This window comes from Thiosulfatihalobacter marinus (genome assembly GCF_016019955.1).
GTDB classification, from domain to species: Bacteria; Pseudomonadota; Alphaproteobacteria; order Rhodobacterales; family Rhodobacteraceae; genus Shimia; species Shimia marinus_A.
Genome location: NZ_JAECRZ010000017.1, coordinates 37,234 through 59,515, shown reverse-complemented (window position 1 = coordinate 59,515; position 22,282 = coordinate 37,234). Strand labels below are relative to the sequence as shown.

Genomic DNA, 22,282 nt, shown 5'->3' with positions numbered 1-22,282 from the left:
CCGAGGCCGCATACATCGCATCATACGTCGCGCCATCCACATGCGCCTGCGCGACAAGCTCGGGGGAGGGGGGGTAGGTTTTGTCGGACATTGCAATACCTCGAAGTTGAAATCGTCTCGGCGAGGGTAGGCGGACGCGCCGCGCTGTCAACACGCGGTGCGCCTGCAAGGGCCCTGTCACGAGATCCGTTCAGTTGATCCGGTCAGATGGCCAGGTATTCCGAGCGCAGCTCTTCGTTCTGCAACACCTCTTCGGCGCTGCCGTCAAACACGATGCCGCCGGTATCCAGGATCACGGAGCGATCCGCCAGTTCCAGCGCGCGCACCGCGTTCTGTTCGACGATCACGGTGGTGATGCCCTGTTCCTTGATGATGCGCAGCGTCTTTTCGATCTCGTCCACGATCACCGGCGCGAGGCCTTCGTAGGGTTCGTCCAGCAGCAGCACCTTGATGTCGCGCGCCAGCGCCCGGCCAATGGCCAGCATCTGCTGTTCGCCGCCCGACAGGGTAACGCCCTCTTGCTTGCGGCGTTCGCCCAGGCGCGGGAACAGTTCGTAGATGCGTTCGACCGACCAGCCGATGGGCGGGGCGATCTGGGCCAGCTGGATGTTTTCCTCGACCGTCAGGCCGGGGATGATCGAGCGGTCTTCGGGCACAAGCCCGATCCCGGCGGCGGAGGCCTCGTGGCTGCGCATCAGGTGCAGCGGCTGGTGATCCAGCCAGATCTCACCATGTGTCACCTGCGGGCTGTCCATCCGCGCGATCGAGCGCAGGGTGGATGTCTTGCCCGCGCCATTGCGCCCCAGCAGCGCCAGGATTTCGCCCTCGTGCACGTTGAACGAGATGTTCTGCACGATGTAGCTTTCGCCATAGTAGCTTTCCATGTTCCAAATGGACAGGTAGGCCGGCGCGGTTTCGGCCAGGTTATGGCCCTTCGAGAAGTCGGGTTTGACGTTCATCTGGGTCTCTCCTTATGCCGTTTCGCCAAGATACGCTTCGCGCACCTTGGGGTTGCCGCGGATGTTTTCCGGGTTGTCCTCGACCAGGGGCGTGCCCTGGGCCAGAACGGTGATCCGGTTGGCCAGCGAGAACACCACATGCATGTCGTGTTCGATGATCGCGATGGTGATTTCGCGCTCGTCGCTGATCTGTTTGAGCAGGTCGATGGTGTTGTTGGTATCCGCCCGCGCCATGCCGGCGGTGGGTTCGTCCAGCAAAAGCAGGCGCGGTTCCTGGGCCAGGCACATGCCGATCTCCAGCCGTCGCTTGTCGCCGCGCGACATCGAAGCCGAATGCATGCCCTTCTTGTCTGCCATGTTCATGTCCACCAGCATGGCTTCGGCCTTTTCCACGATCTCGCGGTCGGCCATCATGTTCCTGACCGCGTGCATGCGGAAATGGCCGTCGCGCTTGGCGAAACAGGGGATCATCATGTTTTCCAGCACCGTCAGATCCCCGAAGATTTCGGGGGTCTGGAACACGCGGGAAATGCCCATCTGGTTGATCTCGTGCGGGACACGCCCCAGCACCGACTGCCCGTCGAACATGACAGAGCCGGTATCGGGAATAAGCTTGCCCACGAGGCAGTTCAGCAGGGTGGATTTCCCGGCCCCGTTGGGGCCGATGATCGCGTGAACCGAATTTTCCTTCACGCTGAGATTAACGTCGCTCAGGGCTTGCAGGCCGCCGAACCGTTTGCCAACATCTTTGACTTCGAGAATTCCCATCTCTCAGGTCTCCTTATTCTGCCGGTTCGGTTTTTGCAGGCGAGTCCTTGGACTTGCCACGGTTCTTGATCCATTTGCCCAGGCGCTGTCCGCCTTCGACAAGCCCGCCGGGCAGGAAGATCACGACAAGCATGAACATGATGCCAAGCGTCAGGTTCCAGCCCTTGCCGACGAAAGGCTTGATCACGAACACCATGAAATCTTCCATGCCATCCGGCATGAAGGCGAACCACTGATGCAGCACGGTATCGTTGATCTTCGAGAAGATATTCTCGAAATACTTGATGAAGCCCGCGCCCAGGATCGGGCCGATCAGCGTGCCGGTACCGCCCAGGATGGTCATCAGGACCACTTCGCCCGAGGCTGTCCACTGCATCCGCTCCGCACCCGCCAGCGGGTCCATCGCGGCCATGAGGCCACCGGCCAGGCCGGCATAGGCCCCCGAGATCACGAAGGCGGCCAGCGTATAGGGACGCGGGTTCAGGCCGGTATAGCTCATCCGGGTCTGGTTCGACTTGATCGCGCGCAGCATCATGCCGAACGGCGACCGGAAGATGCGGATGGCGAGGTAGAACACCAGGAGCAGGACAATGGCGCTGATATAGTAGCCGACATTGAAGCTAAAGCTCCACGCCCCGACATCCATCGTATAGGTGGAACGCATCGAGAGACCGAACAGATGCGGCACGTCCGGCAGGCCCGCACGGTGGAAGACCTGGGGATCATTGGCATAGACCTGAAGGCCGGTTTCCCCGTTGGTCAGGTTGAACTTGGGGTTCGACAGGACCGAATAGGCCAGCGCAAAGGACATCTGCGCGAAAGCCAGGGTCAGGATCGAGAAGTAGATCCCCGAGCGCCGCAGGCTGACATAGCCGATCAGCAACGCAAAGATCGAGGCCATGACCACCGCCAGAAGAATGGCGGGCACGATGTTGTAGCTTAGCAGCTTGAACATCCACACCGAGGCATAGGAACCCACGCCCAGGAAGGCGGCGTGACCGAAGGACAGGTATCCGGTCAGGCCGAAGAGGATGTTGAACCCGACCGCGAAGATCCCGAAGATCACGAAACGCTGCATCAGATCGGGATAGCCCGCGTTGAACTGCGCCATGGCGCTGTCGCTGGGGAAGGGGTTGAGGACAAACGGTGCCAGAAGCGTCAGGGCCGCCACGACCAGAAGAAGGGTGAAGTCTTTTTTGTTGTTCAGTCCAAGCATATCCTAGTCCTCCATCACGCCTTTGCGGCCCATCAGCCCGCGGGGGCGGGTGAGAAGCACGATGATGGCGACAACGTAGATGATGATCTGGTTGATGCCGGGGATCGTGGTGGTTGCCCAGGTGGTAGAGGCAAAGCTTTCCAGAATACCCAGCAGGAACCCCGCGGCGACGGCGCCGGGCAGGCTGCCCATGCCGCCCACGACCACCACGACGAAGCTGAGGACGAGAAAGTCCATGCCCATGTGGTAGTTTGGCGGGTTGATCGGCGCGTACATCACACCCGCCAGCCCCGCCACGGCGGCGGCTATGGCGAACATGATGGTAAAGCGGCGGTCGATATTGATGCCCAGCAGGCCGACGGTTTCGCGATCCGCCATGCCGGCGCGCACGACCATGCCGAAGGTGGTGAATTGCAAGAACGCAAACACCCCGAAGATGACCAGCGCGGCAAAGCTGAAATAAACGATCCGCCAGATCGGATAGGGCAGGTCAAATCCGAACCAGGCGCCCAGGTTGGCCACGCCGGTCAGGGCGTCGGGCGGCGGGGTCTGGATCGGGTTGGCGCCGAAGTAATATTTGATCACTTCCTGAAGCACGATGGCCAGGCCGAAAGTCACGAGGATCTGGTCGGCGTGTTCGCGCTTGTAAAAATGCTTGATCAGGCCGCGTTCCATGATCAGGCCAACGGCGATCATGACCGGAATGGCCAGCAGGATGGACAGCGGGACGGCCCAGTCGATGATCGAGGCCCCGATCTCGGGACCGAACCAGGCCTCGACATAAGGCGTTTCGACCTTCAGCGGATTGCCGAGGAAGTCCTTCTTGGTTGCGTCGATGGTCACAAAGCTCAGTTGCAGCAACTTCGAAAGGGTTACGGCACAAAAGGCGCCCAGCATGAACAGCGCGCCATGCGCGAAGTTCACCACGCCGAGCGTGCCGAAAATGAGAGTAAGCCCAAGCGCAATCAGCGCATAGGCAGAGCCCTTGTCGAGCCCGTTCAGAATCTGAAGGAGGATCGCGTCCATAATTCCCACCTGTCACGTTTAAGGAGCGAGACCGGGGAAACCTCCCTCGGGCGTCGCGGGGCCGACCGCGCGCGGGCGCGGTCGGCTGATTGGTGCACTGAGATCAGGCGCCTTTGTTGCACTCGCCCAGCGAGGCTTCGTCGCCGCCGAACATCGGGTGGTTCGGAGGATACGTAACCTGCGCGGCCGGGGTGACTTCGACGATTTCCAGCGTGTCGTACTGGTTGGTCGGGTTCTGCGCGCCGCGCACAACCAGAACGTCCTTGAAGCACTGGTGGTCCTCTGCGCGATACAGGGTCGAGCCGTTGCCCAGCCCGTCAAACTCGAAGCCTTCCAGGGCCTCGACCACGCCACAGGGGTTGAACGTGCCGGCGCGCTCGCAGGCATCGGCATAAAGCAGAACCTGCGCATAGCAGGTCTGGGCCGAGTTGGACGGCGGCTTGCCGTATTTCTCGCCGAAGGACTTGACGAATGCCCTGGAGCCTTCGTTGTCCAGCTGCCAGTTGTAGTTCATCGAGCCCAGCACGCCCTTGATGTTCTCGCCCGCACCGGCGGCCATCAGTTCCGAATAGAGCGGCACGACGATCTTGAAGTCCTTGCCGTTCACGAGCTTGTCCAGAAGTCCGAACTGCACCGCGTTGGTCAGCGAGTTGACCATGTTGCCGCCATAGTGGTTGAGCACCAGCACATCGGCGCCAGAGTTCAGCACGGGCGCGATGTAGGACGAGAAGTCAGTCGATGCCAGCGGCGTTTTCACCGCGTTCACGGTTTCCCAGCCCATGGCCTCGGTCGAGGCAACGATCGATTCCTCCTGGGTCCAGCCCCAGGTGTAGTCGGCGGTCAGGTGATAGGCGCGACGGTCGGCGCCCAGTTCCTTGGCCAGCACCGGGGCCAGCGCGGCGGCGGACATGTAGGCGTTGAAGAAATGGCGGAAGCCATTGGCCTTGCGGTCCTTGCCGGTGGTGTCGTTGGAGTGGGTCAGGCCGGCCATGAAGATCACGCCCGCTTCCTGGCAGAGGCCCTGAACGGCCACGGCAACACCCGAGGACGAGCCGCCGTTGATCATGATGGCGCCGTCTTTTTCGATCATCGTCTTGGCCGATGCGCGCGCGGCGTCCGATTTGGTCTGGGTGTCGCCGGTCACGAAGTCGACCTTCTTGCCCAGGATGCCGTTGCCCTTGAGTGCCTTCGAGGTGAAGGTGTTCAGGCAGCCGCCGTCGCCCATCCCGTTCAGGTGCTCGACCGCAAGCTGCTGCGCGAGCAGTTCGTCATTGCCTTCGTCGGCATAGGGGCCGGTCTGGGGCACGTTGAAACCCAGGGTCACGTTGCTGCCGGTCGGTTCGTTGGTGTAGCCGGAAGCAGACGCGGATTGAGCGGTGAAAATGGTCGGCAGTGCGACGCCGGCACCGGCGACGGCACCGGTTTTCAGCACACCACGACGCGTGAAATTCGATTTGGACATGTAATCCTCCCGTTTGGTGAAACGTGCACGGGTCTCCTCAAACCCACGCACTGCGCACATTTGTGCAAAATCATTATCGTGGGGGAACGGAAAATTTCGCAACAACTGCTTTCAAAGCAACAATTTTTTTGTAAAGTAATTCGCAACAGTATCGTATGTGTTGTAAAGAAATTTTTCGGCGGCGCAGAAAGCCGTTGAAAACCCAAGGAATTGCCCATGGCCCGCGACACTTTGACAGGCAGCCGGATCCGCGAGCGCCGGGTGATGGCCGGGATGCGTCAGGCCGAGCTTGCGCGTGAGGTCGGGATATCGGCCTCATACCTCAATCTGATCGAGCATAACCGGCGCAGAATCGGCGGCAAACTGCTTGTCGACATTGCCCAGGTACTGGATGTGGAGCCATCGCTGCTGAGCGAGGGGGCCGAGGCGGCGCTGATCGCGACGCTGCGCGAAGCGGCTGCCGACAGCGCCGCGACCAGTCAGGAACTGGACCGGATCGACGAGTTCGCCGGACGGTTTCCGGGCTGGGCGGCGCTGATCGGCGAGCAGCATCGCCGCCTTGGCAGCCTGGAGCGCACGGCGGCCACGCTGACCGACCGTCTGACCCACGATCCGCACCTGGCCACGTCGATGCATGAGATGCTGACCATCGTTACCGCAATCCGATCGACCGCCGGGATCCTGGCCGATACCCGGGAAATCGAACCGGAATGGCGCAACCGGTTTCACCGCAACCTGAACGAGGACAGCCAGCGGCTGGCCGAAAGTTCGCAGCAGCTGGTGGCCTATCTGGACGGGGCCGGGGATGCGGGCGCCAGCCTGACGCTGCCGCTGGAAGAGGTTGAGGCAATGATGGCGGCGCACAAGTTCCGGTTCGACGCGCTGGAAGGCGCGCCGGACGCGGCGCTGCGGGCCTTTGTCGAGGCCCAGCCCGAGCTGACCTCCAGCGCGTCGCGCGATCTTGCCGAAACCGCCTTGCGTCAGCTGCGCCATGACGCGGGGTTGCTGCCGCTGTCGGACATGCGCGCGGCGCTGGCCGGGAAAGAGGCCGACCCGGTACGCCTGGCGCGCGAGACCGGGGCGCCGCTGACGGCGGTGTTCCGGCGGCTGGCGGTGTTGTCGGATGAATTGCTGCCGGCGCCGCTGGGGCTGGTGATGTGCGACGGGTCCGGGACGCTGATGTTGCGCAAGCCGATCGAGGGCTTCCCGCTGCCCCGGTTTTCCGCGGCCTGTCCGAAATGGCCGTTGTTCCAGGCGCTGGCCCGCCCGATGCGCCCGCTGTGCCAGCGTGTCACCGTGACCGGGCGGGACGCGCGCCAGTTCGAATGTTATGCCGTGACCGAAGCGGTGGGGCCGCTCGAGGTCAATATGGATCCGTTGTATCACAGCTATATGCTGATTGTTCCGGTGGCGGGCGCCGAGGGCGGCGCGCGCGAAGTGGGGTCTACCTGCCGGGTCTGTCCCAGCCGCGAATGCGCGGGCCGGCGGGAGCCTTCGTTGCTGGCAAAGGGCATTTGAGCTTGGAATTTTGTTTCCTGTGGGTAAGGTTGCGGGGAACGTCGCCCGCAAAGGGCGGAAAGACAGGGGAGAATGCATGGGGAAGAGCGTTCTTCTGATTGAAGACGAACCGAACATCATCGAGGCGATCAGTTTCATTCTGTCGCGCGACGGCTGGGCCGTTGCGACGCATTCCAACGGCCATGATGCCGTGGACGTGGTGCAGGCACGCCAGCCCGATCTGATCATTCTGGACGTGATGCTGCCGGGCAAGAGCGGCTATGACATCCTGCGCGAACTGCGCGACCTGGCGGGGACGCGCGATCTGCCGGTGCTGATGCTGACCGCGCGCGGCCAGGTCAAGGACCGCGAGATGGCCGAGCGCGCCGGGGTCAGCCGGTTCATGACCAAGCCGTTTTCCAATGCCGAGGTTCTGGCGGCGGTGCGCGATCTGGTGCCGCGGTGAACGAGCGGCGCAAGTCGCTGTTCCTGGAACGGCAAAGCTATCGGCGCCGGCGGCTGGTTGACGTGATCCGGATGCTGCCGGTTCTGGGCGCCCTGTTGTGGATGGTGCCGCTATTGTGGCCCACGGATGCCCAGGGCGGCGTGGCGACATCCAAGGCAATCATCTTTATCTTTGTGGTCTGGGCCGGGCTGGTGCTGGCGTCGGCCTTGTTGACACGCGCCCTGGCCAGGGGGGATGCGGGCGACGATCAGGAGGTGGGCTGATGGGAACGCTGAACGTTCTGATCGCGGTCTGCCTGATCTATGTGATCTTTCTGTTCCTGGTGGCCTTTGGCGCCGAGCGGGCCGCCATGGCCGGGCGCAGCGGCTGGCTGCGTTCGCCCTGGGTCTATACGCTGTCACTGTCGATCTACAGCACCGCCTGGACGTTCTATGGCGCGGTGGGGTACGCGGCCCGGTCAGGGCTGGAATACCTGACCATCTATATCGGCCCGACGCTGGTGATGATCGGCTGGTGGTGGGTTCTGCGCAAGCTGGTGCGGATCGGGCGCAGCCAGCGGATCACCTCGATCGCCGACCTGATCTCGTCGCGCTATGGCAAGTCCAACCTGCTGGCGGTGGGGGTGACGGTGCTCGCCGTGATCGGCACCACGCCCTATATCGCCTTGCAGCTGCAATCCGTAACGGTGAGTTTCGCGGTGTTCTCGGACGCATATGAGGCGGCGCTGCCGGTGGACAGCCCGGAAAGCAACGCGCTTCTGGTGGCGGCCGGGCTGGCGTTGTTCACCATCATTTTCGGCACCCGCAACCTGGATGTGAACGAGCGCCACCACGGGGTGGTCATGGCGATCGCCGTGGAAGCCATCGTCAAGCTGTTCGCGCTTCTGGCCGTGGGCGTGTTCGTGGTCTGGGGCATCGGCGGCGGGGTGGGCGAGATATTGCAGCGCATCGACGCCTCCGAGATCGGCAGCTGGCAGATGCAGGGTGATCGCTGGGCGGCGCTGATCTTTCTGTCGGCGGCGGCCTTTGTGTGCCTGCCGCGCATGTTCCAGGTGATGGTTGTGGAAAACGAGGATGAAAGCCACCTGCGCACCGCGTCATGGGCCTTTCCGGGCTATCTGATGGTGATGAGCCTGTTCGTGGTGCCTATTGCCGTTGTCGGGCTGGACCTGATGCCGCCCGGATCCAACCCGGATTTCTTTGTGCTGACCGTGCCGCTGGCCACCGGCAATAACGGGCTGGCGATGCTGTCGTTCCTGGGTGGATTTTCCAGCGCGACATCCATGGTGATCGTGGCGGCGCTGGCGCTGTCGACCATGGTGTCGAACCATATTGTCATGCCGATCTGGCTGAGCGCCTCGGGGGGCGGGGCCAGCGTTTCGGGCGATGTGCGCCACGTGGTGCTGCTGTCGCGGCGCATCTCGATCGGGGCCGTGGTGGCGCTTGGCTATCTATACTACCGGCTGTCGGGGGGGGGCACGGCGCTGGCGTCGATCGGGTTGATCTCGTTCACCGGCGTGGCGCAGTTCCTGCCGGTGCTTTTGGGCGGCATCTTTTGGCGCGGTGCCACGCGGATGGGGGCTTTTGCCGGGCTGACCGTGGGGTTCGTGATCTGGGCCTACGCGCTGTTGCTGCCCAGTTTCGGCGCCGGCACGTTGATGTCTCCGGCGCTGCTGGCCGAGGGGCCGCTGGGCCTTGGCTGGCTGCGGCCGCAGGCGTTTTTCGGGATCGAAGGGATGGACCCGCTGGTTCATGCGATCCTGTGGTCGATGGCGTTGAACACGCTGGTGTTTTTCGTGGTGTCGCTGATCGGTTTCCCGTCTCCGATCGAGCGGTTGCAGGGCGCGCAGTTCGTCAATGTCTACGAGCACAGTTCGAACCCGCAAAGCTGGAGCGGCAGTCTGGGTCAGAGCGAGGACCTGATGGTGATGGCCCAGCGCATCCTGGGTGCGCGCGAGGCGCAACAGTTGTTTGAACGCGAAGCGCGGCGGCAAGGGGTGGCCGGGCTGTTGCCCGAGCCAAGCCCGGATTTTCTCCAGGTTCTGGAGCGCGCGCTGGCCGGATCGGTGGGGGCCGCGACGGCGCATGCGATGATCGGGCAAATCGTGGGCGGCGCGTCTGTCTCGGTCGAAGACCTGTTGGCGGTGGCCGACGAGACGGCCCAGATGATGGAATATTCCAGCCAGCTCGAGGCCAAGTCCGAAGAGCAGGCCCGCACCGCGCGCCAGTTGCGCCAGGCCAACGAGAAACTGACGCGGATTTCCGAACAGAAGGATTCATTTCTCAGCCAGGTCAGCCATGAGCTGCGCACGCCGATGACCTCGATCCGGGCGTTTTCGGAGATCCTGCGCGACAGTGAGCGGCTGAGTCCGGAGGAGAAGATCAAGTATTCCTCGATCATTCACGATGAAGCCATCCGTCTGACACGGCTGCTGGACGATCTGCTGGATCTCAGCGTTCTGGAAAACGGGCAGGTCAATCTGAATGTGCAGACCGGGCAGTTGGCAGAGGTTCTGGACCATGCGCTGGCCACTGCCCTGACCGGGGCCGGAACCGACCGGTTGAAAGTGTCGCGCCGCCGTGCCCAGGAGCACGTGCGCCTGACCACCGATCTGGACCGGCTGAGCCAGGTGTTCATCAACCTGATCGGCAATGCGCAGAAATACTGTGATGCCGAGGTCCCGGCGCTGACGATTTCCGTGGGCCGTACCGAGGGCGCGCTGATCGTGGACTTCATCGATAATGGTGCCGGGATTTCGGACCGTGATCAGGCTGTGATTTTCGAGAAATTCGCCCGGGTGGGAGAACAGCGCGCCAGCGGTGCCGGGCTGGGGCTGGCGATCTGTCGCGAGATCATGGCACGCCTTGGGGGCGATGTCAGTTATTTGCCGGGTCAGGGCGGCGCAGCGTTCCGGGTGACATTGCCGGCCGCGCTGGCGCTGGCGGCGCAATAGCGGATCGGGGCGGCTCTGGCTCTTTGTAAATCCGATGGTAACCTTCTGGAGGCTAGGTTGCGAAGCGGCCCGCCAGCGGGCGCGGGGACAGTGGCACGACGAGATGAGCGAAACCGGAACCGGATCCATACTCAGGCGCAAGGCGGTCGATGGGCGACAGGAGCACCTGGCCCGTTCGATGCCACCGCCCAAGGCGTTGCGCCTGGGGCTGGAGCGGGCTGCCGAAAAGGGGCTGGCGCTGGCGTTGGACGTGGCGTCCATGCAATACGAGCTGGTGGGCCATGAGGCGCTGGCCGGGCGGCTGGATTCCCAGGCGCTTCTGGCGGTGCTGGACGGCGACAATGGCGAACCGGCGGCGCTTGCCATCGAGACACAGGCGCTGGCCGGGCTGGTGGAACATGCCACGATTGGCAGGGTGATCGCGCGGCCCGCGCCGGGGCGGGTGCCCACGAGGGTGGATGCGGCGCTGGTCACGCCCTTTGTCAACGACGCGCTGGCCCGGTTCGTTGCCCTGATCGAGGCCGAGGGGCCGGTGCCGGGCTGGTTGCAGGGCTATCGTTTCGGCGCCATGGCGGCGGGGCCGCGTACGCTGTCGCTCGCGCTGACTGCACATGATTACCACCTGTTCGAGATGGATCTTTCACTGGCTGGCGGCGCCAAGAGCGGGCGGTTGGTGGTGGCCTTGCCGGATTGTCGGATCGCGCAGCAAAAGGCAGATGCCGCCAGGGGCGATGCCAGATCGGAGAAAGCCTTTCAGGCGGCGGTGAAGACCGCCCCCGCGGAAATGCGCGCGGTGCTGACACGGCTGAGCGTGCCGATCACGCGTCTGCAATCGCTGGCGGTGGGTGACAGGCTGACTGTCGCGGGCGACGCGGTACAGGATACCATCCTGGAAAGCGCCACCGGGGAAGAGGTGGCGCGGGTGCAGTTCGGGCAGGTCAACGGGATGCGCGCCGTGCGCCTGCGAAACATGGGCCTGCCCGGGGCGGAGGAGGCGGCGCAGGGCGACGGGTTTGTCGCGGAGAAATCGCCAGGGCAGGGCAACAACGAACTGGACGAATTGCTGGCGGCGGAAACCGCGCTGGATGCGCTTTTGCCACCGGTCGAGGACGATCCGGCCGGGGATGATCCGACCGGGGATGATCTGGACGGGGATGATCTGTCCGATCTTGACGATCTGATCCGGCTGAGCGCCGAGGACATCGGCGATCCCACGGCGCTTGCCAACCCGCCGGGAAAAACCGGCGCCGGGACGGGCGGTTCAGCCGCGCCCGGCGATGGCGTCTAGCGTGGGGGCCAGCCCGGCGATGTCATATCCGCCCTGCGCGGCGGCGGCAACGATCGCTTCGGTCGGTTGGTCGGCGGCCTGCGACAATGCCCAGCAAATTGTGCTGCGCGTGCCAGAGCGGCAATAAGCGAGCACTTTGCCGGGGGCGCCCGCCAGCGTATCGCGTTGAAGCGCGACACGCTCGGGTGTCATCGTGTCCATGGTCAGCGGATTGTCCACCACCACCAGCCCCGCCGCCTCGGCGGCTTGCCGCATGGCCGGGCTGGCCTGATCCGCGCCCACCTCAGCATCAGGGCGGTTGTTGATGACGGTGGTGAAACCGGCCTCGGCCAGGGCGGACATGTCGGCCGCATCGATCTGTGGCGCGACATGGTAGCGGGGGGTGATCTGACGAATATCCATGACGGGTGCTTACTCGGCGGGCACGGCTCTGTCCAGTTTCGCGCGCGCCATCGGCGCCACGGCGAATCCGGCCAGCATCGCCAGGAAGAACACCCAATGCGGCCAGCCGCCATAGGACAGCGAGGCGATTGCCGGTCCGGGGCACAGCCCGGCCAGGCCCCAGCCCATACCGAACAATACCGATCCCAGCGCCAGATCGCGCCCCACTTTCGGTTCGGGTGGCGTGGGAAACGCACCGCCCAGGATGGGCCTGCGCCCGCGTGTCAGCGCCCAGGCCCCCGCCATCGGGATGATCGCACCGCCCATCACGAAGGCGAGCGTGGGATCCCAGTCGCCGAAGACATCCAGCCAACCCTGCACCTTGGTGGTGTGGGTCATGCCCGAAACGAACAACCCGGCGCCGAACAGCCCGCCGGCGAGAAATGCAAAGAACAGGCGCTGCATCAGATCACCCCCAGAAGATGGCGGAACACGACGATGGTCAGACCGCCGGCCACGATATAAAGAACCGTGGCGATGATGCCGCGCAGCGACAGGCGCGAGATGCCGCAAACCCCGTGCCCGGAGGTACAGCCATTGGCAAACCGCGTGCCGATTCCCACCAGCAGACCGGCCGCGACCAGTACGGCGACATTTTCGGTCGCGTCGGTCGAGAACGGGCGGTACAGCGGTTTGAGCGCGATCGGCAGCAGGAAGACACCGGCAAGAAAGACCAGCCGTTCGGCGGCGGTGTCGCGCCCGGTGCCATCGACCAACCCGCCGAGAATGCCGCTGGCGCCCATGACGCGGCCATTGGCCAGGAGATAGACAGCGCCGCCAAGGCCGATCATCAGGCCCCCGACCAGCCCCCATATCCAATCTGTGGGGATTGCGTTCAACATATGCGTTTCCTTTCGCTTGGTCGTCTCATGTCGCCCCGTCGCCATCCTGTTCGCTGTGCGGCGGGGTGGTGTGTGTCACATCCGTGCCGGTCTGCTCAGAGCTTGTTCACTGGCACCTTGAGAAAAACGTCGCCTTCGTCATCCGGCTCGGGCATCTGCCCGGCGCGCATGTTCACCTGGAGCGAGGGAATGATCAGCTTGGGCATTGCCAGCGAGGCATCGCGCGCGTCGCGCATCCGGACGAACGTGTCCTTGTCCTTGCCCGCGCCGACATGCACGTTGCGCGCCTTTTGTTCGGCCACGGTGGTTTCCCAGGCATATTCGTCGCGCCCCGGCGCCTTGTAGTCATGGCCCACGAAAATGCGGGTTTCGTCGGGCAGGGCCAGGATTTTCTGGATCGAATTATAGAGCGTTTCCGACGAACCGCCGGGGAAGTCGCAGCGCGCGGTACCGAAATCGGGCATGAACAGCGTATCCCCCACGAAGGCCGCGTCGCCGATCACGTAGGTCAGGCAGGCCGGAGTATGGCCGGGGGTGTGCAGCACGTCGCCGCGCAGCTGACCGATCATCAGGCTGTCGCCTTCCCTGAACAGTTTGTCGAACTGGCTGCCGTCGCGCTGAAACTCGGTGCCTTCGTTGAACACCTTGCCGAACGTGTCCTGCACAAGTGTGATGTTTTCCCCGATGCCGATCTTGCCGCCAACCTTTTGCTGGATATAAGGCGCCGCCGACAGGTGATCCGCATGGACATGGCTTTCCAGCAGCCATTCGACCTTGAGATCGTGGTCCTGTACAAAGGCGATGACCGCGTCGGCCGATCTGGTATCGGTGCGACCGGAGGAATAGTCGAAATCCAGAACAGAGTCGATTATCGCGCAGGACGCGCCCTCGGGGTCCTTGACCACGAAGGAGATCGTGTTCGTGGCATCGTCGAAAAAGGCCGTTACGTCGGGTTTCATGTCGAATCCTCCATTTGATGGAAAACATATATTGAAACGCGCATATGTTGCAAGGGGGACTGTGCGCCTGCCGCTGCGACGGTGGGGATTGACTTGTATCAAGGCCCTCGCCGCCCGGTTGTGTCAATATGCTGGCGACCAAACAGGAGGCTGTCATGGCAAACTACGACAAGAACAAACAGGCGCTCCTGAAACGGCTGGCCGAACTGGATTCCCGGCTTCATGCGATCGAGGCCGAGCTGGACGCGCCCCATTCCAGGGACTGGGAAGATCTGGCGGTGGAACGCGAAGGCGACGAGGTTCTGGAAAGTCTGGGCACCAGCGGCCAGGAAGAGATTCTGCGTATTCGTGCGGCACTTCAGCGATTGCGTGATGGAGAATACGGCAGTTGCGCGCGATGCGGCGAGGAAATCGCCACCGAGCGTTTGAACGTACTGCCGGATACGCCACTGTGCCGGGCATGTGCCGAAGCGGTTTCGCATTAGGGGCGCGCGGGTTTGTGCGGCCCGGGGAGAGACGCACGGAAAATCGGGAGGACTGACATATGAGATTGGATCACTTGCTGGCCAAGGCCGGAGATCTGGAAAGCAGGATTGCAGTCAGCAGCGGCGACGCGCGCTATGAATTGCATCAGCAGTTGCACCGCACGCTGGAGAATATCCGGCTGAGCGGGGGGCGGGTGCCCGCCCATCTGCGCGCGCTGGATCTGGAGCTGGTCGAAGAGGAAATCGAGGACAGTTTCGACAACATGCCGATCTGACCGGCGTTTGCGATACATTGCCTGAACAGGGGCGCGGCCAGTCGGGACCGCGCCTTTTCGGGTTTTTCGGGGCTTGCGCGGCGGGTTACGCAGGGTACAGTTTCGTGAACAGAGGGGCCGGAGTGGGATGTGGCGCAGGCAGTAAGCTATGAAGTGACGGACGGGATCGCGGTTTTGCAGATGCGCAATCCGCCGGTCAACGCGCTGGGCGCGGCGCTGCGCCGGGATCTGGCCGAGGCCCTGGCGCGGGCCGTGCAGGATCGCGAAGTCGGCGCGATCGTGCTGAGCGGGGCGGGAAAGGGATTTTGCGCCGGTGCCGATATCGCCGAGTTCGAGGCGCCGTTTGCCGATCCCTGGGTGCCCGAATTATGCGATCTTGTCGAAAACGCGCCCAAGCCGGTGATTGCCGCCATCCACGGGTTCGCGCTGGGCGGCGGGCTGGAACTGGCGCTGGCTTGCCATTACCGCCTGGCCGGGGCAGAGGCGCGGGTGGGGTTCCCCGAGGTGAATCTGGGCCTGTTGCCGGGGGCAGGGGGCACGCAGCGCGCGCCGCGCCTGATCGGGGCCGGGGCGGCGCTGGATCTGATGATCACCGGACAGCCCGTTCCGGTAACGTCCGCGTTGGTGCGGCCCGCTTTTGACATGATCCTGAAAGAGGGCCTGAACGCGGGCGCCCGGCTTTTTGCGCGCAAGGTGATCGACAAGGGGATGCGTCCGCGCCGGACCCGCGATCAGGGGGCCGGGTTCCGCGATCCGGCGGGGGACCGCAAGGCGTTGCAGACGTGGCGCGCGCGGCTGGCCGGGAAGGCGGAAAAGGCGCCCGGTGACATCCTGCGCTGTGTCGAGGCGGCGGCGCTGTTGCCATTCGAAGTGGGGCAGGAATTCGAGCGTGCGGCCTTTGACGACCTGCTGGGCGGAGACCAGTCTCGCGCGCTGCGCCATATCTGGCGGGCGGAGCGGGCCGCGCCGCGCTTTGGCGAACTGGCCCGCGCCCCGCCGCGCCCGGTGGCGCAGCTTGGGATCGTGGGGGGCGGTTCGCGCGGGGCGGGGCTGGCCGCGGCCGGGCTGATCGCCGGGCACGAGGTGGTTTTGGTAGAGCGCGACGCCCCGTCGCTGACGGCGGCGCTGGCACGGGTTGCCCGGGTGCTGGACCGGGCGGTTCGGCGCGGGCGGTTGACGCAGGTGCAGCGCGACGGGATCGAGGCGGTGCTGCATGGCAAGACCGATCTTGTGGCCCTGTCCGAGGCGGATCTGGTGATCGAAACCGCCGGGCACGACGCGCGCGCGCGGGCGGCGATCTTTGCCCAGCTGGACGCGGTGGTGCGCGACGGCGCGGTGCTGGTCAGCGGCGCGGCCTATGGAGATGTGGAGGCGCTGGCGGCGCAGACGGGGTGCGCGCAGGATGTTCTGGCGCTGCATGTGCCGCTGCCCACGCTGACCGCGCCGCTGGCCGAGATCGGGGTGGGCCGCCATACCGGCGCGGCGGCGGTGGCCACGCTGCACGGGTTTGTGACCGGGCTGGGCAAGCGGGCGGTGTGGGCCAGGGCCGGGGGCGGGCTGATCGGCAGCCGCCTGATGGCGGCCTGTATTCATGCCGCCGACGGGCTGGTTCTGTCAGGTGTCGCGCCAGAGCGGATCGACCGGGACATGCGCGGCTGGGGCATGGGGTTTGGGCCGTATCAGATGGCCGACATGCTGGGGCTGGCGCGCATGGGCGACCACCTTGAGGCGCTGCCGGGGGCGACCGGCGTGAACCCGCATCGCGTGCTGGCCGAGGCGGGCCGGGCCGGACGGCGCAACCGGGTGGGGTGGTATCGCTATGATGCCGGCGCGCCCAGAGGCGTGCCCGATCCGGACGCGGTGGCGCTGTTGGGTGTGGGCGCTGATGGGGCAGGTGATCCCGGCGACATTCCCGGGCGCCTCCTGGCGGCGATGGCGAATGAGGGGGCACGGCTGCTGGAGGCGGGCATTGCCCGGTCCGGGGGCGATATCGACGTGGTGATGACCGGCGGGTTCGGCATGGCGCGCTGGCGCGGCGGGCCGATATGCGCGGCGGATGCGGCCGGGCTTTTGGCGCTGCGCAACCGGCTGCGCGGGCTGGCCGAAGCCGAAGGCGGCTTCTGGACGCCCGCGCCGTTGCTGGATCGCCTGATCCGCGAGGGTGGACGGCTTGGCGACGTGGAGGCAAGTGCCGGTTAACCCAGCGAGATCCCCACGATCACGATCATCAGGCCCATCACCGACACGAACAGCGCGCCCATGTTCAGCGGCATGACCTTTTGCACGGCGGCGCGCAGGTCTTCGTCGCTCAGGCCCGAACGGCGGGCCTTGGTGACTTTCACGATCGACAGGACCAGCCCGATCAGCCCAACCACGGATAACAGGGCACCCGCCCAGATCAGCCATTCCATATCTGTCCCCTTTCAGGCCGTTTTACCGCCCCTAACCCATGGCCGAAAAGATCGCAAGGGCAGGGCGGCGAGAGTGCTTGCGGGGGGGGCGGAGGGGCGCTAGGTTGCGGCTTCGATCCGAACCGAAAACCCGTCAGGAGCTTCCATGACCGACACCGCCTCGCCCGACAGCAGCTATCGCGTCACCGCCAATGAATTGCGCCAGTTCATAGAACGGTTCGAGCGGCTGGAGATGGAAAAGAAAGACCTGGCCGACCAGCAGAAAGAGGTCATGGCCGAGGCCAAGGCGCGTGGCTATGACACCAAGGTGATGCGCAAGATCGTGGCGTTGCGCAAGCGTGACAAGGACGATATCGCCGAGGAAGAGGCGGTGCTGGAAATGTACAAGGAAGCGCTTGGCATGGGCTGACGCCCAGCCGGGGCAAGGGCCGCGTGATGTCCGACAATTCATCGCAATCGCAGGCCGACGCGCCCGGGCAATTCCGGCCCGCGCCCTGGCTGCGCCCGGCCGCCGTGCAGACCGCGCTGGCCAGCAGCCGGTTGCGCAGCCGGCATTGCAAGGCGTTCGGGGCCGGCGCGAAGCGGCTTGTGCTGGAGCAGCGCGACGGGCTGAAGACCACCTGCTATGTGAATGACCGCGCCGATGCGCGCGCGATGATCGTGCTGTTGCATGGCTGGCTGGGAACTCCGGGATCCAGTTATGTGCTGTCGGCGGCCAGGGCGCTTTATGACGCGGGCTTTGCCACCGCGCGCCTGACCCTTCCGGACCATGGCGAGGCGGCGCTGATGAACGAACGCGTTGTCAACCTGACCCAGCATGAGGTGCTGCATGATGCGCTGGCCGCATTGGCGCGGCTGGATGGGCGGCCGATCGGGCTTATGGGGTTTTCGCTGGGCGGCAATTACGCGCTGCGCATCGCCCGCGATCTGGGCCATGCGCCGTTGCCCGGGTTGCGCCACGTGTTCGCCGTCAGCCCGGTGATCGATCCGGGCGATACCTGTGACAAGGTGGACGCGCGCCCGTTGATCCGGCGCTATTTCCTGAACAAGTTTGCGCGGCTCTACCGCGGGAAACAGGCGCTTTATCCAGACCTGCTGCGCGCGGACGAGGTGTTGCGCCAGTCCACTGTGCGCGCCATGACCACACTGTCGGTGGCGCGCTGGACCGGGTTTGACTCGGTAGAGGCCTATTTTGACGGCTATCGCATCAACCGGGGGGATTTGGGCGCGGTGCAGGTGCCGGTGACGCTTTTGACTGCGCAGGACGATCCGATCGTGTCGGCGGGCCCGGCACAAATGCTGGAACCGGGTGGCAATTTCGAGCGGCTGATTCCCCGCCATGGCGGGCATAACGGGTTCTTCGGCGCGTCGCTGCGCGCCAACCTGGCGGAAGATCTGGCGAAAAGACGGTTCGCCGCCATGAGCGCCCGGAAAGGTCGCACGCCCTAGGCGCGCTCAGCCCGCGTTGCGCAGATACTCCATCACCGCCGGGCGCACCGATTGATCGCCGCGCTCGCGTGACGCGATGATCACGTCGCGCACTTCGCCCAGATTCACCCGCCGAAACAGGCTTTTGACCGGCCCGATCGAGGCCGGGCGCATCGACAGGTTGCGCAGCCCCATGGCCGCCAGGCACAGCGCCTCGATGGGGCGCCCGGCGTCCTCGCCGCAGAAACTGAGCGGGGTGTTGGTGCTGATACAGCGGTTCACGATACCTTCCAGGAACGTCAGAAAGCTGACATTCAGCGTGTCATAGCGCCGCCGCACCCGTTCGTTTTCGCGGTCTGCGGCAAAGAAGAACTGTTTCAGGTCATTGCCGCCGATCGACAGGAAATCTACCTCTTCAAAAAACTTCTGCGGCGCGAATCCCAGCGACGGCGTTTCCAGCATCGCGCCCACTTCCAGCGAGGCGGGCAGGGGGTGGCCCAGGATCCGTTCGCGCTCCAACGCCTTGTCCATCTCGGCACAGGAGGCGGTATATTCGTCATATTGCGCGATGAACGGGAACATCACGGTCAGCGGACGGCCATGGGCCGCGCGCAGCAGCGCCTGCAACTGCATCCGCATCACGCCGGGCTTGTCCAGCGCAACCCGCACCGCGCGCCAGCCCAGCGCCGGGTTCGGCTCGTCCTGGGGCGCCATGTAGGGCAGCACCTTGTCCGATCCGATATCCAGCGTGCGAAACACCACGCGCTTGCCTTGTGCAGCGTCCATCACCCGGCTGTAAAGCGCGGCCAGCTCGGTCCGCTTGGGCATCTTGTTCTGAACCAGGAATTGCAGCTCGGTGCGGAACAGCCCCACGCCCTCGGCCCCCGAACCGGCAAGGCTGGGCAGGTCGGCCATCAGACCGGCATTCATGTGCAGCCCGATGGTGACGCCGTCCAGCGTGGTGGCGGGCTTGTCACGGATCGAGGCATAGCGTTCCTGCGCCTGCGCGGCCATGGCAATCTTGTCGCGAAAGGCCGCGACAACCGTGTCGTCGGGGCGCAGATGCGCGATGCCCTGATCGCCATCCACCATGATGTGATCGCCATTCAGCGCCTCGGTGGTGATCCGCTCGGCATGGACCACCAGCGGAATCGCCAGCGCTCGGGCCACGATCGCGGCATGGCTTCCGACCGAGCCTTCTTCCAGCACGATGCCGCGCAGGTTACGGCCATATTCCAGCAACTCACCCGGTCCGATATTGCGCGCCACAAGAATTGGGTCTGCGGGCAGTTCGGCCCCGGTTTCCGAGCCTTGCCCGGTCAGGATGCGCAACAGCCGGTTGGACAGGTCATCCAGATCGTGCAGCCGCTCGCGCAGATAGGCGTCTGTCACCTGCTCCATGCGTTTGCGCGCCGCCGATTGTTCCTTTTCCACCGCCGCCTCGGCGCTCAGGCCCCGGGCGATGTCCTGCTCCATGCGCTTCATCCAGCCCTTGGAATTGGCAAACATCCGGTAGGCTTCCAGCACGTCCAGCTGTTCGCGGTCGCCCCGCGCGGCGGTGGCCAGCATCTTGTCCACGCCCACGCGCAGTTCCTCGATCGCCTCGCCCAGGCGCAGTGTCTCTTTTTCGGGGTCGTCGGCCACCGGGTTGGTGACAACCACACGCGGCTCGTGCAGCCAGACACGGCCCTCGGCGGCGCCTTCCTGCCCGCTGGTGCCCCGGAATATTTCGGGCTGCTGGTGGCGCGCGGTCATCGCCGCGCCTTCGCCCACAAAGGCGCCCAACTCCGTCATCTCGGCCAGCACCATGGCGACCACTTCCAGCGCATAGACCTCGTCCGCGGAATAGCTGCGCGAGTCCTTGGATTGCACCACCAGCACCCCCAGGTTGTCCCCCAGGCGCTGGATCGGAATGCCGCAGAACGAGGAATAGATCTCCTCGCCGGTCTCCGGCATGAAGCGAAAGCCCTTTTCGGCGGGCGCATTATCCGTGTTGATCACACGCGACGAGCGCGCCACACGACCCACCAGGCCCTCACCCACGCGCATCCGGGTCTTGTGCACGGCGTCGGCGCGCAGACCTTCGGTGGCGCAAAGCTCCAGTGTTTCGCTATCGCGGAACAGGTAGATCGAACACACTTCGGTGCCCATCGAGGTGGCAATCAGCCGGGTGATCCGGTCCAGCCGTTCCTGCCCGGCGGCCTCCTCGGCCAGCGCATCGCGCAGGCGCCCAAGCAGCTTGCGGCTTTCGGATTCGGTGCGTTCAGACATGGTGCGACAGGTTTCCCCTGCTGGTTGCATTCAGGCTGAATAGACCACAAGCCGGGCCAAAGCGAAACGCGTTTTTGCCATTCCGGCCCTCAGCCGTCGCCCCGGTGTCCGGCAAACGACCGCCGCTGGCAGATCAAACCGGCCTCAGACCGCCTTTTCCAGCTCGAACGCGTCATGCAGCGCCTGCACGGCCAGTTCCATGTATTTACGGTCGATCAGCACGGAAATCTTGATTTCCGATGTGGTGATCACCTTGATGTTGACGCCCTCGTCGCTCAGAACACGGAACATCTTGGCCGCAACCCCAGATTGTGACCGCATCCCGATTCCGACCACGGAAATCTTGGCTACGTCCATGTCGGTGATCAGTTCCGCAAAATTCAGACCGCCGCCGCTTTTCAGTTCCGCCAACGCCTTTTCGGCGCGTTTCACCTGGTCAGTGGGCAGAGAAAAGGTCATGTCGGTGCGCCCTTCTTCCGAAATGTTCTGCACGATCATGTCCACATTCACCCCGCCATCGCTGAGGCAGCCGAAGATGATCGACGCAATCCCCGGGCGGTCCGCGACCGAAACCAGGGTCATCTTGGCCTCGTCGCGGCTATAGGCGACACCAGAAACTACATTGCTTTCCACTATTTCCTCCTCATCGCAGACCAGCGTACCGGCCTCGTCGGATTGCTCCTCGAACGAGCTGAGCACCCGCAGTTTGACATGATAGCGCATGGCCAGCTCGACCGAGCGGGTCTGAAGCACCTTGGCCCCCAACGAGGCCAGTTCCAGCATTTCCTCGAAGGCGATCTTGTCCAGCTTGCGCGCCTTGGAACAGATTCGCGGGTCGGTGGTGTATACCCCGTCCACATCCGTGTAGATGTCGCAGCGCTCCGCGCCAAAGGCGGCGGCAAAGGCCACGGCGGTGGTGTCCGATCCGCCCCGGCCCAGGGTGGTGATGCGCCCCTCGGGGCTGACTCCCTGGAACCCGGCGACGACGGCCACGCGCATCCCCTGCGCGAACCTGGCGCTGATATTGTCGGTCGGGATCTCCTCGATCCGCGCCTGGGAATGCGCCGAGGTCGTGATCAGCGGCACCTGCCAGCCCTGCCAGCTGCGCGCAGGCACGTCCATCTCCTGCAAGGTCAGCGCCATCAGCCCGGCAGTCACATTCTCGCCCGACGACACCACCGCATCATATTCGCGCGCATCAAACAGCGGCGAGGTTTCCTCGACATAGCCCACCAGCTTGTTGGTCTCGCCCGACATGGCCGACACGATGACGATCACGTCATAGCCCTTGGCAACTTCCACGCCGATGCGTTTCGCAGCGCGGCGGATACGGTCGAGATTGGCAACAGAGGTGCCGCCGAATTTCATGACAAGAACGGGCATGGCGCTTCCTTGGTCTTTTGTTGCGCGCGGTTTACGCGCTTGGGCGCACGGGTGCAAGCGGGGTCGGGTGTCGCAGGGGGCAGCCAACCCCGCAACCGGTCCGCCCCTTCATTTTGCCGGAAATACTCCGGGGGGGTCGCGCTTGCGCGACG

At 64.4% G+C, this 22,282-nt stretch carries 22 protein-coding genes; 10 read left to right on the top strand and 12 right to left on the bottom strand.

Features of this window, described 5'->3' with window-relative positions:
• Nucleotides 1–203: 203 nt before the first annotated feature.
• The 5 genes from I3253_RS17970 to I3253_RS17950 form a co-directional block, all read right to left on the bottom strand.
• Entirely contained in the window at nt 204–959 is a 756-nt protein-coding gene (locus I3253_RS17970) for an ABC transporter ATP-binding protein (RefSeq protein WP_197919198.1), read from the bottom strand.
• Nucleotides 960–971: 12 nt separating this feature from the next.
• On the bottom strand, nt 972–1,727 hold the full coding sequence (locus I3253_RS17965; RefSeq protein ID WP_197919197.1) for an ABC transporter ATP-binding protein: 756 nt from the start codon (nt 1,725–1,727) through the stop codon (nt 972–974).
• Between the two features lie 13 nt (nt 1,728–1,740).
• Nucleotides 1,741–2,943 (bottom strand): branched-chain amino acid ABC transporter permease, encoded by a 1,203-nt coding sequence (locus I3253_RS17960; RefSeq protein ID WP_197919196.1) that lies wholly within the window; start codon nt 2,941–2,943, stop codon nt 1,741–1,743.
• A 3-nt stretch (nt 2,944–2,946) separates the two neighbouring features.
• Nucleotides 2,947–3,969: a branched-chain amino acid ABC transporter permease gene (locus I3253_RS17955; RefSeq protein ID WP_197919195.1), complete on the bottom strand. Its 1,023-nt coding sequence runs from the start codon at nt 3,967–3,969 to the stop codon at nt 2,947–2,949.
• A 103-nt stretch (nt 3,970–4,072) separates the two neighbouring features.
• The gene (locus tag I3253_RS17950; protein WP_197919194.1) at nt 4,073–5,431 is read right to left on the bottom strand and encodes a substrate-binding protein; all 1,359 of its coding nucleotides are present in this window, start codon (nt 5,429–5,431) and stop codon (nt 4,073–4,075) included.
• A gap of 216 nt (nt 5,432–5,647) precedes the next feature.
• Between I3253_RS17950 and I3253_RS17945 the strand changes: the two genes are divergently transcribed.
• The 5 genes from I3253_RS17945 to I3253_RS17925 all read left to right on the top strand — a co-directional run bounded on the left by I3253_RS17945 (nt 5,648) and on the right by I3253_RS17925 (nt 11,635).
• Complete coding sequence (locus I3253_RS17945; protein WP_197919193.1) at nt 5,648–6,949, top strand: helix-turn-helix domain-containing protein; 1,302 nt, start codon at nt 5,648–5,650, stop codon at nt 6,947–6,949.
• A 76-nt stretch (nt 6,950–7,025) separates the two neighbouring features.
• Entirely contained in the window at nt 7,026–7,394 is a 369-nt protein-coding gene (locus I3253_RS17940) for a response regulator transcription factor (protein WP_197919192.1), read from the top strand.
• Complete coding sequence (locus I3253_RS17935) at nt 7,391–7,657, top strand: hypothetical protein (protein ID WP_197919191.1); 267 nt, start codon at nt 7,391–7,393, stop codon at nt 7,655–7,657. The genes I3253_RS17940 and I3253_RS17935 overlap by 4 nt, the downstream gene beginning before the upstream one ends.
• Nucleotides 7,657–10,347, top strand: coding sequence for a sensor histidine kinase (locus tag I3253_RS17930; protein ID WP_197919190.1), 2,691 nt, complete (start codon nt 7,657–7,659; stop codon nt 10,345–10,347). Before I3253_RS17935 ends, I3253_RS17930 begins: the two co-directional genes overlap by 1 nt.
• A gap of 103 nt (nt 10,348–10,450) precedes the next feature.
• Entirely contained in the window at nt 10,451–11,635 is a 1,185-nt protein-coding gene (locus tag I3253_RS17925; protein ID WP_197919189.1) for a FliM/FliN family flagellar motor switch protein, read from the top strand.
• Here I3253_RS17925 and I3253_RS17920 read toward each other — a convergent pair.
• The 4 genes from I3253_RS17920 to I3253_RS17905 form a co-directional block, all read right to left on the bottom strand.
• Nucleotides 11,609–12,037, bottom strand: a complete 429-nt coding sequence (locus I3253_RS17920) for a TIGR01244 family sulfur transferase (protein ID WP_197919188.1) — start codon at nt 12,035–12,037, stop codon at nt 11,609–11,611. The two genes, I3253_RS17925 and I3253_RS17920, sit on opposite strands and share 27 nt — an antisense overlap.
• Before the next feature lie 9 nt (nt 12,038–12,046).
• Nucleotides 12,047–12,481, bottom strand: coding sequence for a DUF6691 family protein (locus I3253_RS17915; protein WP_197919187.1), 435 nt, complete (start codon nt 12,479–12,481; stop codon nt 12,047–12,049).
• The gene (locus tag I3253_RS17910) at nt 12,481–12,906 is read right to left on the bottom strand and encodes a YeeE/YedE family protein (protein WP_197919202.1); all 426 of its coding nucleotides are present in this window, start codon (nt 12,904–12,906) and stop codon (nt 12,481–12,483) included. Before I3253_RS17910 ends, I3253_RS17915 begins: the two co-directional genes overlap by 1 nt.
• A 107-nt stretch (nt 12,907–13,013) precedes the next feature.
• Nucleotides 13,014–13,877, bottom strand: a complete 864-nt coding sequence (locus I3253_RS17905) for an MBL fold metallo-hydrolase (RefSeq protein ID WP_197919186.1) — start codon at nt 13,875–13,877, stop codon at nt 13,014–13,016.
• Between the two features lie 155 nt (nt 13,878–14,032).
• Here I3253_RS17905 and I3253_RS17900 point away from each other — a divergent pair, with 155 nt between their 5' ends.
• The 3 genes from I3253_RS17900 (at nt 14,033) to I3253_RS17890 (ending at nt 16,836) form a co-directional block, all read left to right on the top strand.
• Nucleotides 14,033–14,362: a TraR/DksA family transcriptional regulator gene (locus I3253_RS17900; protein WP_197919185.1), complete on the top strand. Its 330-nt coding sequence runs from the start codon at nt 14,033–14,035 to the stop codon at nt 14,360–14,362.
• Between the two features lie 59 nt (nt 14,363–14,421).
• A complete protein-coding gene (locus I3253_RS17895) occupies nt 14,422–14,637 on the top strand; it encodes a hypothetical protein (RefSeq protein ID WP_197919184.1) in 216 nt (71 codons plus the stop codon).
• A 129-nt stretch (nt 14,638–14,766) separates the two neighbouring features.
• Complete coding sequence (locus I3253_RS17890) at nt 14,767–16,836, top strand: enoyl-CoA hydratase-related protein (RefSeq protein WP_197919183.1); 2,070 nt, start codon at nt 14,767–14,769, stop codon at nt 16,834–16,836.
• On the opposite strand, the gene I3253_RS17885 is transcribed toward I3253_RS17890, so the two are convergent.
• Nucleotides 16,833–17,048, bottom strand: coding sequence for a hypothetical protein (locus I3253_RS17885; RefSeq protein ID WP_197919182.1), 216 nt, complete (start codon nt 17,046–17,048; stop codon nt 16,833–16,835). The genes I3253_RS17890 and I3253_RS17885 overlap by 4 nt on opposite strands.
• Nucleotides 17,049–17,193: 145 nt before the next feature.
• On the opposite strand from I3253_RS17885, the gene I3253_RS17880 reads away from it, so the two are divergent.
• Nucleotides 17,194–17,457, top strand: coding sequence for a DUF2312 domain-containing protein (locus I3253_RS17880; protein ID WP_197919181.1), 264 nt, complete (start codon nt 17,194–17,196; stop codon nt 17,455–17,457).
• Between the two features lie 26 nt (nt 17,458–17,483).
• The gene (locus tag I3253_RS17875; RefSeq protein WP_197919180.1) at nt 17,484–18,497 is read left to right on the top strand and encodes an alpha/beta fold hydrolase; all 1,014 of its coding nucleotides are present in this window, start codon (nt 17,484–17,486) and stop codon (nt 18,495–18,497) included.
• A 6-nt stretch (nt 18,498–18,503) separates the two neighbouring features.
• Here the strand turns inward: I3253_RS17875 and ptsP are convergent, their stop codons facing one another.
• Together ptsP and I3253_RS17865 are read right to left on the bottom strand one after the other, a co-directional pair.
• On the bottom strand, nt 18,504–20,747 hold the full coding sequence (gene ptsP, locus I3253_RS17870) for a phosphoenolpyruvate--protein phosphotransferase (protein ID WP_197919179.1): 2,244 nt from the start codon (nt 20,745–20,747) through the stop codon (nt 18,504–18,506).
• 144 nt (nt 20,748–20,891) lie between these two features.
• Nucleotides 20,892–22,130: an aspartate kinase gene (locus I3253_RS17865; protein WP_197919178.1), complete on the bottom strand. Its 1,239-nt coding sequence runs from the start codon at nt 22,128–22,130 to the stop codon at nt 20,892–20,894.
• Between the last annotated feature and the right edge of the window lie 152 nt (nt 22,131–22,282).